The sequence below is a fragment of the Vibrio genomosp. F10 str. ZF-129 genome (assembly GCF_000287055.2).
Taxonomy (GTDB): domain Bacteria; phylum Pseudomonadota; class Gammaproteobacteria; order Enterobacterales; family Vibrionaceae; genus Vibrio.
The window spans coordinates 1-18,265 of sequence record NZ_AJYQ02000103.1 but is presented as its reverse complement, the minus strand read 5'-3'; the positions used below and the strand labels follow the sequence as shown (position 1 = coordinate 18,265).

Sequence of the window (18,265 nt, the reverse complement as noted above, 5' to 3'; positions counted from 1 at the left end):
CACTGATCACTTTCGTTAAATTATCGCCATCGGTTTCGTCGACCCGGCTTTATTTTATTTGAAACATTAGTATGAGCTTTGTTATTTATTCTAGCCCATACTTCTAATTCTGTATCGAACAGTCGCCCTTGAACGCCATGTACACCGAGGTCTATCAGCGTCTTATGCTCTGCTTTCGTTTCGACACCCACTGCAATGACCTGAGTTTTTCCGCCACTGCATGCACCGATTATGCTTCTTACAAAGAGTTGATTCTCATCTCTTTGGTCAATTCGTTTAATCAAACTTCGATGCAACTTAAGGTAATCGACCTTTAAGTCTTTTAAATAGTGGGTACTAACTATTGTTCGCCCCGCTTGACCAACAATAACCTGACACCCTAATCCTGAGAGCATCCGTATGACGGGCCTCATATAATCCAGGTGTTTAATCAAACGCCCTTCAGAAAATTCAAAACTCAATTGTAAGCGAGTTTGAGACGTCAGTTGTAATAATTCATTACGCAGCCACTTAAAGTGTTCTTTATCTGCAAATGGACTGACATGAAGGTTTACAGAATAACATAGGTTTAACTGAGATTCTTTCATACATGTTATTGTTTTTCTGAGTATTGCGCGATCCATCTTAAGCTCATAACCCACCTGCTCAATGGCTGCATTGAATCTTGAAGCCTTGAGTGTGCCTTTCTCTGGATCGTCTATCCGCGCAAACAATTCATGGTGAATCAACTTAAGTTCGCTCGTTGCCGATAGCAAATAGCAAGGCTGACCGAATACGCGAATATTTTCTGGTGTTAACGTCTGATCAAACAGGGTACGCCAGCGAACGCTACCACGATCTTCTTGATCCACGGTTGCTTTATTAAATCGGCTCCAGGTATTAATTTGCTGTAACTGGGCACTCTTGAGCGCAATTTCAGCCTCATCCATGATCTTGCCCTGGCGATCTCCCTGGTTAAAATTGGTCACCCCCATATGGCACCAATTGTCTTTATCGACTGGGGATGGTGGAGAGATTTTAACCAGCTGCTTCATGCATGCGTTAACAAGATGTGTCACTTCCTTTGTCCCCTGGTATGGAACAAATATCGCAAAATCAGAGCTATAATATCGAGACAACAGCACATCAGGGTAACGCTGTATGACTCCACTAATGGCTTCTGCCAATTCCACAATGAAATCGTCACTGACACTTTTACCATTCAGTTCTTTAACATCTTCCCAGTCATCCACTCTCAGCAGAATGACAGCACCATGAGAACCACTTTCATGCAAAACTGACTCTAGTTTACTGTCAAATAACACGCGATTTGCTGTTCCAGTCAGTTGATCTAAGAACGTTTGAGTTCGGATAAAAGTATCAAATCGACTTCTCTCTTGGCGGGCATCTTGTAACTCTTCAATCAAACAATCCAATGCCTCACTTGCTGTATACGGCCACTCCCTGAGATCCCCTTTTGCAAACTGCTCGACACGCCCCGCCAAGATCATTCTCCCACGTTCCTCTAACAGCTCCGATCCCAATAGCTGTTCTTTGAGCCATTTAACACCTCTGACTAGACAAAATATGATCAAGCTAACGGCGAGAGTGATCGTCCATAAGGCACCAAAAGAGTCGGTAGAACCTAGATACGGTGGAACGGCCTTGAAAGTCACTTGATAGCCACTGTTTCTTTCCAGTCGATAAGTTTTGTTGTACAAGCGTGAAGGGTCAACCCGAGAATCGGTATCGTTAAACTGATATACGATTCCTGCTGGTGAAGATAGCTGCATTTCGACAATGCGTGATGCTTGCAGCATTTTGGGCATCCAACGCTGCATGGATTGCGCCGATTCAGGATCTTCCATTTCTCTATCAACAACGACAACAATGCCGTCCAAATAATGATTAAGATATTCTTGGCCAATTTTTTTGAATGTCAGTGTGCCACCGACAAATAAAATAAAGGTCGCGCTGATCACAATGATGGTAACAAAAGCCACCAGCCTTGTACTGAGCTTTAAGGTCGGAGTAAACCTCATAAATTAAGAGTTCCTTTCTATATTTTATTGACCGGTTTCAGTGTGCTGTTATCAACAAGAAAGCAAATCATTTGCCTCTACTGTTACTATATTAAAAAGTCTCCAAGAACTCGTTTTATTTTGACTACTGTTATCGAACTTTGTTAGCCAAACGTGATCTCTCTCTTAAAGCGCCACGAGTATTAGAGATCACAAGTGATCATGCAGTTCGCCACGAGGATGCAGTGAATAGAATCAATAACGCAATCACAAAAAAAAGCCCCGTACTACGGAGCTTTAGTTTGTATTATTAATTCTAGATATTCACAGAGTATTAAATTCTGAGATTTCTCCATCAAACGTGGCTAGAACGGGATATCGTCATCGAAATCCATTGGTGGCTCGTTATATTGAGGCTGAGCTTGCTGTGGAGCTTGTTGAGCCGGTTTGTGCTGAGGAGCCGATTGAGGCTGTTGCATCGCTGGCTGCTGTTGCTGCATGGCTGGTTGCTGAGGTTGGCCCCAGTTATTATTTTGCTGCTGACTAGCCTGTTGACCGCCACCACCTTGACCACGCCCACCTAACAGTTGCATTTGACCTGCTGGCCACTGAACAACGACTTCAGTTGAGTAACGATCTTGACCACTTTGATCTTGCCACTTTCGTGTTTGCAGTTGACCTTCAAGATAAACTTGAGAGCCCTTACGTAAGTATTCACCTGCAATTTCAGCTGTTTTTCCAAATAACACAACACGGTGCCACTCTGTCTTTTCGCGTTGTTCACCAGTTTGCTTGTCACGCCAAGTTTCAGAAGTGGCGACTGTAATATTTGCAATCGCACTACCATTGGCAGTGTACTTAACCTCAGGGTCTTGCCCAAGGTTACCCATAATGATGACTTTATTTACGCCACGGCTTGCCATGCTCTGCTCCGTCTAAATGATGTCTAAAAAATTCTGAGGGGTAGGATAGCATGCTTTAACACAGGCTCAAATCGTATTAAAAAATCCATCTAATTGTATGAGCCAATCAAGATTTTATTTACTCGTTTTTTGAACCCTCCCCTATCTCATCTAAATGACAAATAAGTAAATTACCTAACAATATGAAACCAGACGCAAAACAACATACTCCGCCTCAATATGCCTAGATATTCAGCTCGGCTTGCTTCATTTTGTAAACATAATGTAACAGGCTAGGAAGGTATATAATGAGAAAAGCAGATTACACTCGAACCGTTTATTTTTTATGTGAAGATAAGCACGCAGACTATCCTTACGTCAGTCGATTGGAGGCCGAACTATCGATAGAACTTCCAAAAATAGAGCCCAACGATTTACTCGAAGCCAACCCAAAACACCGACATAAGATTTTACTGATCGATTATCAAACTCATAAACAACTTCAACAACAAGTTCGTAATTTACCGATTACAGATAAGAACTTTGAAGTGATTATTTTCAACCTCAATAAGCGGCTTACGACCGACGAGTTACTCTACTTTGGCAACCTAAAAGGGTTATTTTACACTTACACAAATGTCGAAGATATTGTTCGAGGGCTTGGAGAAATCATTAATGGACAAAACTGGCTCCCCCGAAAGGTAACAAGTCAACTGTTGCACTATTATCGTCATGTGCTCAACAGCAACACCGCTCCTGTGATCGTTGACTTAACCTCTCGTGAACTGCAGATATTGCGCTGCCTTCAAGATAATTCATCCAATATTCAAATTGCTGATAGCCTATTCATTAGTGAATTTACGGTAAAATCACATCTTTATCAGATTTTCAAAAAACTCTCTGTTAAAAATCGAGTGCAGGCGATAGCATGGGCCAATCAAAATTTAGCGTCTTAATTTGGCGACAAAGTATGAATTCTGTACTAGATAAACCGTGGTTAACTAGCCAGGAACATAAAGCATGTTATCTTGACGCAAAATCATTATTTATACGGAATTACAAAGGGTTTTATCATGATCAAAAAGTGCCTCTTCCCGGCAGCAGGTTACGGAACTCGTTTTCTGCCAGCCACTAAATCAATGCCAAAAGAAATGATGCCAGTGGTCAACAAACCACTCATCGAATACGGTGTTGAAGAAGCGATTCAAGCGGGTATGAATGGTATGTGTATTGTTACTGGTCGTGGCAAACATTCGATCATGGACCACTTTGATAAGAATTATGAACTGGAACATCAGATCAGTGGCACGAATAAGGAAGAGTTGCTCGTCGATATCCGTAAAGTGATCGACAGTGCGAGTTTCACTTATATCCGTCAAAAAGAAATGAAAGGCCTTGGCCATGCCATACTCACTGGTCGTGACCTTATTGGTGATGAACCTTTCGCTGTTGTGCTGGCCGATGACCTTTGTGTCAATGAGCAACAAGGTGTGTTGGCGCAAATGGTTTCACTGTATAAACAGTTCCGCTGTTCAATTGTTGCGGTTCAGGAAGTACCTGAAGATGAAACTCACAAATACGGTGTGATTTCAGGTGAAATGATTAAAGATGATCTTTTCCGTGTCGACGACATGGTAGAGAAACCAGAGCAAGGCACTGCGCCAAGCAACTTAGCGATTATTGGTCGTTATATTCTGACTCCAGACATTTTCGAATTAATTGAGCAAACTGAACCAGGCAAAGGTGGTGAAATTCAGATTACCGATGCGCTTCTTAAACAAGCGAAATCTGGCTGTGTATTGGCTTATAAATTCAAAGGCAACCGTTTTGATTGCGGTAGTGTTGAAGGCTATATTGAAGCCACTAACTACTGCTTTGAAAATCTCTACCTAAAAGATGAAAAAACAACGGAGCTCGGTAAGCACTCAACCCATAAAGAGTAATAAGATCGAGTGCTAAATCGCCTTGGAGTCAACTAACAATAACGCCAAGTCTTTTGCCGTTACACCTAAGGCCACTTTGGTATCAAAGTGGTCTTACTGTTTTTTTATCCAGTATTTTATTTGCACAATTGCCACACTATGTAATACTTGCAGCACTTAGTATTTCAATGAGCTTAGACAATGGACACAATTGAAGTTCGCGGTGCACGAACCCATAACCTTAAAGATATCAACCTCACCATTCCTCGCGATAAATTAATCGTTGTCACCGGACTTTCTGGATCAGGAAAATCCTCTCTCGCTTTTGATACGCTTTATGCCGAAGGGCAGCGCCGTTATGTTGAGTCTTTGTCAGCTTATGCTCGCCAATTTCTTTCGCTCATGGAAAAGCCGGATGTCGATCATATCGAAGGGCTGTCTCCCGCGATTTCTATTGAACAAAAATCCACCTCCCATAACCCGCGCTCAACGGTGGGAACCATAACAGAGGTGTATGATTACTTACGATTACTTTACGCGCGCGTTGGCGAACCACGATGCCCAGAGCACAATACCCCACTCGCGGCTCAAACCGTCAGCCAAATGGTTGATAGAATCTTAGAACTGCCTCAGGGTTCTAAGAGAATGCTTCTGGCTCCCATCATCAAGGAGCGTAAAGGTGAGCATGTAAAAACACTTGAAAACCTCGCGGCTCAAGGCTTTATACGCGCCCGTATTGATGGTGAAACTTGCGATCTTTCCGATCCACCAACATTGGAACTTCACAAAAAACACACTATCGAAGTCGTGGTCGACCGATTTAAAGTTCGTGATGATTTGCAGCAACGTTTGGCGGAATCTATAGAAACCACTCTCGAGCTCTCTGGCGGAATCGTAGTGGTGACGCCAATGGATGAAGAGGGTGAGGAAATTGTCTTTTCTGCCAATTTTGCTTGTTCACATTGTGGTTATAGCATGCAAGAGCTTGAGCCAAGGTTGTTCTCATTTAATAACCCAGCAGGTGCCTGCGGAACTTGTGATGGTTTGGGGGTTCAACAATATTTTGATCCTGAACGCGTCATTATGGATGAGAATGCGAGCCTAGCCGATGGAGCGATTCGCGGATGGGATCAAAAAAACTATTACTACTTTCAAATGCTCACCTCATTAGCCGATCATTATGGTTTTGACCTTAACACCCCTTTTAAGAAGCTACCTAAAAAGACTCGAGAGATTATATTAAAAGGTTCAGGTCGAACTGAAGTAGAGTTTAAGTACATCAATGATCGCGGTGATATTCGCGTTAAACGTCATCCCTTTGAAGGCATTCTTAATACCTTAGAACGCCGTTATCGTGATACGGAATCAAATGCGGTCAGAGAAGATTTGGTGAAATACATCTCAACGAAGTCTTGTACAGGGTGCAATGGAACACGCTTGAGAATCGAAGCACGTAATGTATTCATCAATGATACCGCCTTACCTCAAATTGTTGAGTTTAGTATTGCTGAAGCACTCGACTTCTTCCAAAACTTAAAGCTTGATGGCCAGCGTGGGCAAATAGCCGATAAAGTGATGAAAGAGATCAATGATCGCCTTCAATTTCTGGTTAACGTCGGTCTTAACTACCTTAACCTATCGCGCAGTGCCGAAACTTTGTCTGGCGGAGAAGCCCAACGTATCAGACTTGCCAGTCAAATTGGAGCTGGGCTTGTTGGGGTTATGTACGTTCTAGATGAACCATCAATTGGTCTGCATCAACGCGATAACGAAAGATTGCTTAAAACCCTGACACACCTCCGTGACTTGGGAAATACCGTTTTAGTCGTCGAGCACGATGAGGACGCGATTCGATGTGCCGATCATGTGATTGATATCGGCCCAGGGGCTGGTGTTCATGGTGGTCACATCGTAGCGGAAGGAACCATGGAAGAGATTATCGCAACTCCGGAATCTCTCACTGGTCAGTACTTAAGCGGCGTCAAAAAAATAGAGATACCCAAGCAACGCACTAAAAAAGATCCAAAGAAAACCGTTGAACTTATCGGCGCTACCGGCAATAACTTAAAAGAAGTCACACTATCACTGCCTGTTGGCCTGTTCACTTGTGTCACTGGCGTATCTGGTTCGGGTAAGTCGACATTGATCAACGACACCTTCTTTAAGATTGCTCATACCGCTTTAAATGGTGCAACCACAGCAACGCCTGCGCCTTACAAGAAAATAAAGGGGCTAGAACACTTCGATAAAGTGATCGATATTGATCAAAGCCCAATAGGCAGAACACCGCGATCTAACCCCGCGACCTATACCGGCATCTTCACGCCAATCCGAGAACTGTTTGCTGGAACGCAAGAGTCTCGTTCACGAGGGTATAAACCTGGTCGATTTAGTTTCAACGTTCGTGGTGGGCGCTGTGAAGCGTGCCAAGGGGATGGCATGATCAAAGTTGAGATGCACTTTCTTCCAGATGTCTACGTCTCGTGTGATGCATGTAAAGGAAAACGCTACAATCGTGAAACCTTAGAAGTGCACTACAAAAGTAAGAGTATTGATGAAGTTCTACAGATGACCGTCGAAGATGCACGCGCTTTCTTTGAACCTGTACCGGTTATTGCCCGAAAATTACAGACGTTAATGGATGTCGGCCTTTCCTATATTAGGCTTGGGCAAGCAGCGACCACCTTATCGGGTGGGGAAGCACAAAGGGTTAAATTAGCTCGCGAGCTATCTAAGCGAGATACAGGCAAAACATTGTATATCCTAGATGAACCCACAACCGGATTGCACTTTCACGATATTCAGCAATTACTCACCGTTTTGCACCGATTACGCGATCATGGAAATACCGTGGTGGTCATCGAACACAACCTCGACGTCGTCAAGACAGCAGATTGGGTCGTTGATTTAGGTCCGGAGGGTGGCCAAGGTGGTGGAGAAATTGTCGCTGAAGGTACGCCCGAATCAGTCGCAAAAGTGAAAGGTTCTCACACCGCTCGTTTTCTTAAACCTATGTTAAAATAGAAATAAACGCTAAGATAAAGAAACCAGCAGTGACGCTGGTTTCTTTATATAGGATGAGTAATCACATGGCAATATTGCATACTGGTGGCACCCGCCTTGAACCTCATGCACCAAGCATTCCTCTCAATAAGCCATTCTTAATCTCTCTCGCTGTTGTCTTTATCGTGGCGATGCATTTTTTTATGCCAAATCCGGGAGGATCAGGGCTAGCACTTTCTTTTAATGCCACCACTTGGACTGCCTTATCCGTCACCCTTTCTATTGGGCTTTATCAATTAGCCACCAACCAATCTCTGATGTATTCAAAATTGACGATTGGTCTGCTGGTATGCTGTCTCTTAATGACCGTTCCAACGCTATACGGTAATGCAACGACATCAGCAGCACTAGGGCGGCTCGTCGGTCTTTGGGCTGGCTTTTTACTGTTTGTCCTCTTGCAACAATTTCGTTTCAGTAATAAACATAAACAGAGACTGTTGTGGTTTATTGTTATCGCCGTTTTTATTCAATCTGTATTTGGATTCTATCAATACCTACTTTTAGAACCTAATAATATGTTTGGCTATGATGCGATACGTAACAGACCATACGGTATATTTCAGCAACCGAATGTCATGGCAAGTTTCCTGGCTACAGGGTTAGTGATATCGGCGTATTTGCTTGCACGACAAACCAATAAATACGGTCGCTTGAGTGAAACCTCATTTTTATGCTTGATACCCTTATTAACCGCCCCTCTTTTGATCATTATAGCCTCTCGAACCGGTTGGTTAGGTGCCATCATTTCACTGTGTTTTGTGCTTCCATACTTATACAAATATTCGACACGTAAGCGATTTTTTTCCTGGGTAACCTGCTGCCTTCTCGGGGTTGGATTAGGTTTTTTCGCTACACATTCACAGGGCACAGATGCGCTGCTTTCTAGCAAAGCGGATTTAGAGAGCCCTAGAAAATACACTTTTCCTCAAGCGCTTGATATGGTGATTGAAAAACCATTTACCGGATACGGCTACGGTAAGTTTGAAGCGGAATACATACTTTACACTGCTCGTCAGCACCAATTGAACCCAAGTTACAAACCCGGCTTACCCGCCATGGACCACCCTCACAATGAGCTGCTATTTTGGGGGGTCGAAGGCGGGCTTATCCCGCTCCTGGCGATTTTGTTAGCGGCAAGCTTAGTGCTTTCTCGTATTTACTATGCAAAGAAGGGGATAAGGCTCGCCATGTTTGCGCTGTTTGTTCCGATAGTCGTGCATTCCCAACTTGAATACCCATTTTACCATTCAGCCATTCACTGGATCACATTCATGATCCTATTGTTCTGGGTGGATCAACGTGTCGCCAGTTATAAGCGTCTTCATTTTGGTCAATTTACAAAAAGTTTGCTTAGAGTAACGTGCATTATTACTCCCCTGATCACCAGCTTCTATATGTTCAGCGCCCTACACACTAACTATGTTCTCACTTTGTTTGAACGCTCATCACCAAAACAACCTGAGATATTAGATCGAGTGACGAATCCTGTCGTTTGGAAAGATCGCTTTGACTGGGATATATACAGCACTTATCTCAATATTGGGTTACACACCCAAGAACCTGAGTTAATCAAACCCTACATACAGTGGTCGCTTGACATGATTCAGTCGAAGCCTAGACCCGCGTTTTACAGTAACTTAATTCTTGCGTACCAAGGATTGGGGGACAGTAGCCGAGCAGAACAAATTCGAGCTGAAGCGCAGTATTTATTTCCTAATAAAGACTTTACCGCCATTCAATATAGGCCACAATCGTCAGCGGAAGAAACGTCAGCGGCAGAATCTACACCGAGCGAATAAAACCATAAAGGGGCTAGAATGCCCCTTTATCAATGTAGACTACGATTGCAAATGATCGTTACTGATGCAGTGTTTCTTCCAATGCTCGTAAACATAAAGAAACATTCTCATTTCTAGCAGCATACCCCATTAAACCAATCCGCCAGGCTTTACCCGCTAAACTCCCTAATCCCGCTCCTATTTCAAGATTATACTTTTCAAGCAAGGTTGACCTAACTTGCGCATCATCTACCCCGTCTGGAATATAAATCGCATTAAGCTGAGGAAGTCGAGAGTCTTCATTAACGACAAATGTGAAGCCAAGCTTTTCTAATCCCACTTTTAATTTCGCATGCATCTCTTTATGTCGTTGCCAGGCATTTTCTAACCCTTCACGTTTGAGCATCAATAACGACTCGTGTAATGCATAGAGGCTGTTGACGGGTGCTGTATGATGGTAGCTTCGCTTGCCCTCTCCACTCCAATATCCCAGAACGAGACTCTGGTCAAGGAACCAGCTTTGAACCGGCGTCGTACGAGCATTAATTTTCTCGATAGCTTTAGGTGAAAGAGTTAACGGGGATAACCCTGGCACGCAAGATAGGCACTTTTGGCTTCCCGAATAAACTGCATCGAGTTCCCATTCATCGACTTTCAATGGCACCCCACCCAACGAGGTGACGGCATCGACAATAGTAAGAGCATGATACTGTTTCGCAATTTGACTCAATGCCTGCGCATCAGAAAGCGCGCCAGTAGACGTTTCCGCATGAACAAAAGCCAATATTTTGGCATCAGGATTCTCTTTAAACGCTTGCTCTACTTTATCTGTGCTGACAGGGGCACCCCATTCGTCGTCCACAACGATGGCTTTGGCACCTGCACGTGTGACATTCTCTCGCATTCGCTCACCAAAAACCCCATTGCGGCAAACGATGACTTTCTCTCCTGGCTCAATAAGGTTAACAAAACACGCTTCCATGCCTGCGCTACCAGGAGCAGAAACGGCAATCGTAAACTCATTATCTGTCTGGAAAGCGTACTTAAGTAGCTGTTTCACTTCGTCCATCATGCCAATAAATAACGGGTCTAAATGGCCAACAATTGGGCGACTTAAAGCTTGCAATACTTGGGGAGAAATATCAGATGGTCCAGGCCCCATAAGTATCCGTTGAGGGGGGATAAAACTTTGAATTGGCATGCATGCTCCTTATTACACGATGGTTTGAGTAACTACACTAGATCAAATCCCCAGAGCTATCAATGCGGCGTAAGTCTAGTGTGAATTGATGATCACACTTTGTAATTAATTCGTGGTAACAAATATCCATTGACATTCAACCGACAAAACCGTTCAATGAACGAGCTTTATGCAGAAGAGGAGCACTGCCCAGGCAGATATATGGTGGAACCTTAATTCCAATACAATATATCAATGGGGAGCAGTGCCGAGGTAAACGTAATGTAAGGGTTATGTTTATCGGTTAAGTGGGCTGAATCCCCTTAACTGTCACTAGCACCGCCTAGTGATGAGCTTCTGAGGTCAATCTATCTATATGCACCTCTTTTTCGCTCAACGATTCTCTTCGCTAAAGAACATTAGGTTATTATCAACCTGTTTATTTTTTACCCGTTGTAGGAGAAATGCTGTGAGCGCATTCAATGTCGCCAAATTTGGTGGGACCAGCGTAGCCAACTTTGAAGCGATGAGCCGTTGTGCTGCTATTATCGAAAACAATCCAGAAACTAAGCTTGTCGTTAGCAGCGCATGCTCTGGAGTCACTAATTTACTTGTTGAACTCGCCAACGGTGTTTCAGACCAAGAACGACGCAGTGACATTTTACAAAACATTGCCACCATCCACGATTCGATTATATCCAGCCTAAGTGACGGGGCAGAGACGGCATCTGAGGTGAATGCAATCTTAGAGACGGTAGCAAACCTGGCTGAAGCCGCTTCCATTCAGGCTAGTACCAAGCTAACTGACCATTTGGTGGCGTGTGGTGAATTAATGTCAACTTACATCCTGACTCGGGTGATGAGAGAGCGCGGTATTAATGCTGTTCGCTTTGATATTAGAGAAATACTGAGAACAGATGGAACCTTTGGCCGTGCTGAACCGCAACTGGAAGAGACCTCTGCATTAGCGAAAGATAAATTAGCGCCACTTTGCCAAGAACACGTTGTTATTACCCAAGGGTTTATCGGTTCAGATGCCGATGGCAATACGACAACACTAGGCCGCGGAGGCAGTGATTACAGCGCAGCCCTGATCGCTGAAAGTGTTGAAGCTTCGGGCCTCGCAATATGGACAGATGTTCCTGGTATCTATACCACAGACCCTCGAATTGCACCTAAAGCTTCACCGATTCCTGAAATTAGCTTTAGCGAAGCTTCAGAAATGGCGAACTTCGGTGCGAAAATCCTTCACCCATCGACGTTAGTTCCCGCGCTTCGCCATGACATCCCAGTATTTGTGGGATCGTCCAAAGAACCAGAACGTGGTGGCACGTGGATTCGTCACCACGCAGAGTCTTCTCCACTGTTTCGTGCATTGGCCTTACGAACCAACCAAACAATGGTTACCCTTCGTAGCGCCAATATGTTTCATGCGTATGGTTTCCTTGCCAAGGTGTTTGAAATTCTGGCTAAGCATAAGATATCCGTCGATTTGATCACAACGTCAGAAATCAGTGTTTCATTAACATTAGATCAAACAGACACATCAGGCGGCGCACCACAACTTCCTGAGCAGGCACGAATTGAACTGGAAGAATTATGTCATGTGGAAGTCGAACATGGTCTTTGCTTGGTGGCCTTAATCGGCAATAACATGAGTGGAAGTAAAGGCTACGCAAAGCAGGTCTTTGGCACGCTAGAAGACTTCAATTTACGTATGATTTGTTATGGTGCAAGCGCTCATAACCTATGTTTCTTACTCAATGAAGCTGATTCTAAATCGGCTATTCAAAAGCTTCACACTGAATTGTTTGAATAACGACAACGCAGGGCTGCTCATCATGGTAGCCCTGCATTTCTAGTCATTCATTCTACAAATCCTTCGTAATACAAACCACAAAACACATTACTTCCGCTAGCCACCATCAGAATCAATCTACTTTTTATTTCTGACTATCCCCTATCTAGATAGTTTACTTACTCACGCAAACATGACAAATAATGATTGCTATTTAAGCTAGCAGCGTTGAAAATTTCACGACATATTTTGTTACAAAGTCATGAGCCAATGTCCATCTACTACACACTTTGCTTTCTCTCAGCAGCAGCAATGCTGATTGCGTTTCTCAACAATAAAATCGTAAAGATGCAAACCACCATTGCGATTACAGCAGGAGCAATGGTGCTGTCATTGGCTATTTTAATAGTGGGTCAAAATAACTGGTTTCAATTGACAGACATCGCGACGACCACCATTGCAAGTATCAACTTTGAAGACTTTCTCCTAAAAGGCATTCTTGGGTTTCTGTTATTCGGTGGTGGCCTAGGAATTAAGCTGCCAAACCTGAAAGACCAAAAATGGGAAATTACCGCTTTAGCACTAGGGGCGACATTGATTTCGACGTTTCTCATTGGTGGTATCTTGTATGGGTTCTGTCAACTGATTGGCATTCCCTTTGATTTTGTCTATTGCTTGTTGTTTGGTTCACTCATCTCCCCAACAGACCCGATTGCTGTGTTGGCGATTGTAAAAAAACTTGATGCGCCTAAACGAATCTCTACACAAATAGAAGGTGAGTCTTTATTTAATGACGGCTTTGGTTTGGTGATTTTCGTCACTATTTTTACTATCGCGTTTGGGACAGAAACACCAACTATCGGAAGTGTCAGCTTATTGTTTGCCCAAGAGGCTCTTGGAGGAATTGTATATGGCTTTGTTCTCGGCCTTCTTTTTCATTACTTAATCAGTGCCACTGACGACCATTCCATGGAATTATTACTGACCATCGGAATCCCAACTGCAGGGTACGTCTTTGCGGATATCATTCATGTCTCAGGGCCTTTATCTATGGTGGTATCGGGTATCATGATTGGCAACTGGACTCGTTTTACCGGATTCTCAAAAGAGAGTGAAGAGCACTTAGATCATTTTTGGGAACTCGTCGATGAGTTCTTAAATGGCATTTTATTCCTCTTGATTGGCATGTCGATGCTACTTTTTAAATTCCACCAAGAAGATTGGATTTTAATGGCGTTCTCAATTCCATTGGTGCTGTTCGCTCGTTACTTCAGTGTTTTTGTTTCCTATCTCGGCTTCCAACGTTTTCGAAGTTACAATCCTTGGTCAGTGAGAATACTCACTTGGGGAGGACTGCGAGGTGGGTTAGCTTTAGCAATGGCTCTTTCTATTCCTTCTGGGATTTGGGTGATACCTGACAAGCTGATTGATGTGAAAGAAATCATTTTGGTCATGACTTATTCGGTTGTTGTTTTCTCCATTTTGATCCAGGGCTCTACGATTACGCCCATGATTGAGAAAGCCAAACAAGCGGAACAAGACACCTCCTCTGGCACTGGCACTGGCACTGGCACTGGCACTATAGAATAAGTCAGCTTCTCCATAACCTCTATGTATAAAGTCGTCGATATACAAAGAGCTGCCTAATAGGCAGCTCTTTTCTTTTGATGTCCTAGGTTACGACAAGAGCATTAGTTGATATTAGGTCCCAACCATTTTTCTGCTTCCAATATGTCCCAGCCTTTACGCTCGGCATAACTTTCAACCTGATCTTGTTGAATTTGAGCAATGGCAAAATATCGACAATCAGGATGAGAAAAGTACATACCTGATACTGAGGCGCCTGGCCACATAGCATAACTGCTGGTCAATGACATATCGATCGCTTCTTCAACATTCATCATCTCCCATAACGTCCCTTTTTCGGTATGTTCTGGACACGCCGGATAACCGGGTGCAGGACGAATTCCTTGATACTTTTCGCGGATCAGATCGTCATTACTTAGGTCTTCACCTGGAGCGTATCCCCAAATTTCTTTACGTACTTCTTTATGCAAATATTCAGCAAAGGCTTCCGCAAGACGATCAGCCACAGCTTGAATCATGATCGCGTTGTAATCATCACCCGCCGCTTTGTATGCATCAGCTAATTCTCTTTCGCCAATACCACCGGTTACAGCAAAACCGCCAATCCAATCCGCTTTGCCGCTCTCTTTGGGTGCAATGTAATCAGATAAGCAATAATTAAAACCTTTCGGCTTATCCGTTTGCTGACGTAGATTATGCAATACCTTAAGAACCTCTGTGCGAGATTCATCGGTGTACACTTCAATATCGTCACCAACACTGTTCGCAGGGAACAAACCGCACATCCCTCTCGCTTCAAGAAGCTTCTCTTTCTCAACGCGATCGAGTAAGTCATTCGCATCTTTGAAAAGGCGTCTAGCCTCTTCACCGACTTCTTCATGGTCTAAAATGGCAGGGTATTTCCCCATTAATGTCCAAGTCATGAAAAACGGAGTCCAATCGATGTACTGACGTAGAACCGACACATCAAAATCTTTGAAAATATGAATACCCGGCTTTGCTGGTGCGGGTGGTGTGTAAGCAGCCCAATCGATATCAACCTTGTTTTGGCGAGCTTTTTCTAACGTCACTGGCTTAGTGCGGGGGGTTTTACGAGCATGTTGATCACGGACACGTTCATAATCCAAATCCAGCTTTTCTGTAAATGCTGGTTTTAATTCATCGGACAGTAACGATGTACAAACACCGACAGCACGGGATGCATTATTTACATAAACCACGGGTTGAGAATAATTTTGTTCAATTTTCACCGCAGTATGGGCTTTAGAGGTTGTCGCACCACCAATAAGAAGCGGAATATCAAATCCTTGACGCTCCATTTCTTTGGCGACATGAACCATTTCATCCAAAGACGGGGTGATTAACCCAGATAGGCCAATAATATCAACGTTTTCTTCTTTTGCGACTTTTAAGATTTTTTCGCAAGAAACCATTACACCCAAATCGATAATGTCATAGTTATTACACTGGAGAACAACACCGACTATGTTCTTACCGATATCGTGAACATCCCCTTTGACGGTGGCCAATAAAATTTTACCGTTAGTCGCGCCAACATCTTTAGTTGCATTAATAAATGGCTCTAGATGAGCAACAGCTTGCTTCATTACCCTTGCAGACTTAACAACCTGAGGAAGGAACATTTTACCTTCACCAAATAAATCACCGACAACATTCATACCATCCATCAAGGGACCTTCAATCACCTCAATTGGACGCGCCGCATTCAAACGGGCTTCTTCGGTATCTTCAACGATGAAATCCGTAATGCCTTTAACAAGGGAATGCTCTAACCGTTTCTCTACCGGCCATGTTCGCCATTCGAGGGCGGACTTATCTTCGACTTTACCGACCGCCCGTTCTAAATATTCCGTGGCCATATCAAGCAGACGTTCGGTCGAATCATCGCGGCGGTTAAGAACGACATCTTCTACCGCTTCGCGTAAGTCTTCTGGAACGTTATCGTATATCTCCAATTGACCCGCGTTAACGATCCCCATATCCATTCCATGCTTAAAACAATGGTAGAGGAATACCGCGTGAATCGCTTCCCGAACGTAGTTGTTGCCTCGGAAAGAGAAAGACACGTTAGAGACACCACCAGAAATCATCGCATGAGGCAGGTTTTGCTTAATATCGGCTACTGCTTCAATAAAGTCGACAGCATAATTGTTATGCTCGTCAATCCCAGTTGCCACGGCGAATATGTTGGGATCAAAAATAATATCTTCAGGTGGGAAGCCCACCTCATCGACCAAAATATTATAGGCGTTAGTACATATTTCTACTTTTCGTTCACGTGTATCAGCTTGGCCTACTTCATCAAACGCCATCACAATAACCGCGGCGCCATATCGTCGGACTAATTTAGCTTGCTCTATGAACTTCTCTTTACCTTCTTTTAAAGAAATAGAGTTAACAATACCCTTACCTTGAATACACTTAAGGCCCGCTTCAATGACTTCCCACTTTGAGGAATCGACCATCACCGGTACTTTCGAGATCTCTGGCTCCGATGCACATAAATTAAGGAAACGAATCATACACGCTTCTGCATCCAGCATGCCTTCATCCATGTTTATATCAATGATCTGAGCACCGTTCTCCACTTGCTCGCGGGCAACGCTCAACGCTTCGTCGTAGAGTTCTTCTTTTATTAGGCGCTTAAACCTCGCAGAACCTGTGACATTAGTTCGCTCACCAACATTAACAAATAGAGATTCTTTAGAGATGGTTAAAGGCTCTAAACCAGAAAGACGGCACGCCACTGGAATATCTGGTAACTGACGAGGAGTAACACCTTCGACCGCTTCAGCCATTTGTCGAATATGTTCAGGTGTTGTACCGCAACAGCCACCAATAAGATTCAAGAACCCACTTTCAGCCCACTCTTTTACGTGTTCAGCCATATCTTCTGGAGATAGGTCATACTCACCGAACGCGTTAGGTAGACCAGCATTAGGGTGTGCTGAGACGCTGCATTCTGAAATACGTGACAACTCACTGACATACTCACGTAATTCGTCTGGACCTAACGCACAGTTCAAACCAAACGAAATAGGTTTTACGTGGCGCAAGGCGTTATAGAAAGCTTCCGTTGTCTGCCCAGAAAGGGTACGCCCAGAAGCATCCGTTATGGTGCCTGAAATCATAACAGGTAAAGTGATGCCCATTTCTTCAAAAACCGATTCAACGGCAAATGAACACGCTTTGGCATTCAACGTATCAAAGATCGTTTCAATCAAAATCAGATCTGAACCGCCTCTGATCAAAGCGCGTGTCGATTCAGAGTAAGCCTCGACAAGCTCATCAAAGGTTACGTTACGAAATCCGGGATCATTAACATCGGGTGAAATAGTGCAAGTTCGGTTTGTTGGACCTAAAACGCCGGCAACATATCTTGGCTTATGTGGTGTTTTTTGAGTCCACTCATCAGCAACCTTTCTAGCGAGCTTAGCCGCTTCAAAGTTAATCTCTTCACTCAGGCTTTCCATCTCGTAGTCAGCCATTGCGATTGTGGTTGCATTGAATGTATTCGTCTCAAGGATATCAGCGCCAGCTTCTAGATACTGGCTATGAATATCTTCAATGATTTGAGGCTGAGAAAGAACTAATAGGTCATTATTTCCCTTAAGATCACAATGCCAGTGAGAAAACCGTTCACCGCGATAATCCTTTTCTTCAAGCTTAAAATCTTGAATCATGGTGCCCATGCCACCGTCGATAAGTAAGATTCTTTCCTTTAATTGTGCTTCAATCTGTTGCTTTACATTACTTCCCACAATACAGCCTCATTCCTTTTTTATACCTTACATCCTACCACAGTCTATTCAGCTGTCTAGACGTCTAAACAATAAAGAACGGGTCTTCGAATAGATTTATCTCCAAAGGGCGTTTTATCGATTTGATGTCATGCTGCAATATCAGCTAAGAGGCATAAGTAATAAAAATCAGAACGAAAAATAGAAGATATCGACACTGGATTTTGAGAATTTTGATCTTATCCAAACGTAAAAAAGCCCAAGTCTTTCGACT

Annotated in this window: 10 protein-coding genes and 1 riboswitch; of the genes, 6 read left to right on the top strand and 4 right to left on the bottom strand. The window is 43.6% G+C overall.

Annotation, left to right across the window (positions count from 1 at the left end; translation table 11 throughout):
* Positions 1-20: 20 nt before the first annotated feature.
* Both csrD and A1QO_RS12165 read right to left on the bottom strand, forming a co-directional pair.
* Positions 21-2,021, bottom strand: coding sequence for an RNase E specificity factor CsrD (gene csrD / locus A1QO_RS12170; protein WP_017035368.1), 2,001 nt, complete (start codon positions 2,019-2,021; stop codon positions 21-23).
* Positions 2,022-2,365: 344 nt separating this feature from the next.
* Entirely contained in the window at positions 2,366-2,923 is a 558-nt protein-coding gene (locus tag A1QO_RS12165) for a single-stranded DNA-binding protein (RefSeq protein WP_017035367.1), read from the bottom strand.
* 287 nt (positions 2,924-3,210) lie between these two features.
* On the opposite strand from A1QO_RS12165, the gene A1QO_RS12160 reads away from it, so the two are divergent.
* The 4 genes from A1QO_RS12160 to A1QO_RS12145 all read left to right on the top strand — a co-directional run bounded on the left by A1QO_RS12160 (position 3,211) and on the right by A1QO_RS12145 (position 9,686).
* The gene (locus tag A1QO_RS12160; protein ID WP_017038245.1) at positions 3,211-3,858 is read left to right on the top strand and encodes a LuxR C-terminal-related transcriptional regulator; all 648 of its coding nucleotides are present in this window, start codon (positions 3,211-3,213) and stop codon (positions 3,856-3,858) included.
* Positions 3,859-3,975: 117 nt separating this feature from the next.
* Positions 3,976-4,845 (top strand): UTP--glucose-1-phosphate uridylyltransferase GalU, encoded by an 870-nt coding sequence (gene galU, locus A1QO_RS12155; RefSeq protein WP_017035365.1) that lies wholly within the window; start codon positions 3,976-3,978, stop codon positions 4,843-4,845.
* A gap of 180 nt (positions 4,846-5,025) precedes the next feature.
* Positions 5,026-7,848 carry an excinuclease ABC subunit UvrA gene (gene uvrA, locus A1QO_RS12150; protein WP_017040244.1) on the top strand — a complete coding sequence of 941 codons (2,823 nt, stop codon included), beginning with the start codon at positions 5,026-5,028 and terminating at the stop codon, positions 7,846-7,848.
* 65 nt (positions 7,849-7,913) lie between these two features.
* Positions 7,914-9,686: a PglL family O-oligosaccharyltransferase gene (locus A1QO_RS12145; RefSeq protein WP_017040245.1), complete on the top strand. Its 1,773-nt coding sequence runs from the start codon at positions 7,914-7,916 to the stop codon at positions 9,684-9,686.
* 58 nt (positions 9,687-9,744) lie between these two features.
* Here A1QO_RS12145 and A1QO_RS12140 read toward each other — a convergent pair whose 3' ends face one another.
* Positions 9,745-10,866: a pyridoxal-phosphate-dependent aminotransferase family protein gene (locus A1QO_RS12140; protein WP_017040246.1), complete on the bottom strand. Its 1,122-nt coding sequence runs from the start codon at positions 10,864-10,866 to the stop codon at positions 9,745-9,747.
* A gap of 167 nt (positions 10,867-11,033) precedes the next feature.
* A riboswitch (Lysine riboswitch) is annotated at positions 11,034-11,210 on the top strand.
* A gap of 104 nt (positions 11,211-11,314) precedes the next feature.
* Between A1QO_RS12140 and lysC the strand changes: the two genes are divergently transcribed.
* Both lysC and A1QO_RS12130 read left to right on the top strand, forming a co-directional pair.
* On the top strand, positions 11,315-12,664 hold the full coding sequence (lysC, locus tag A1QO_RS12135; protein WP_017040247.1) for a lysine-sensitive aspartokinase 3: 1,350 nt from the start codon (positions 11,315-11,317) through the stop codon (positions 12,662-12,664).
* Positions 12,665-12,913: 249 nt separating this feature from the next.
* Positions 12,914-14,233, top strand: a complete 1,320-nt coding sequence (locus tag A1QO_RS12130) for a cation:proton antiporter (RefSeq protein ID WP_017041095.1) — start codon at positions 12,914-12,916, stop codon at positions 14,231-14,233.
* 101 nt (positions 14,234-14,334) lie between these two features.
* Here the strand turns inward: A1QO_RS12130 and metH are convergent, their stop codons facing one another.
* Positions 14,335-18,012 carry a methionine synthase gene (metH, locus tag A1QO_RS12125; protein ID WP_017040249.1) on the bottom strand — a complete coding sequence of 1,226 codons (3,678 nt, stop codon included), beginning with the start codon at positions 18,010-18,012 and terminating at the stop codon, positions 14,335-14,337.
* Positions 18,013-18,265: the final 253 nt, after the last annotated feature.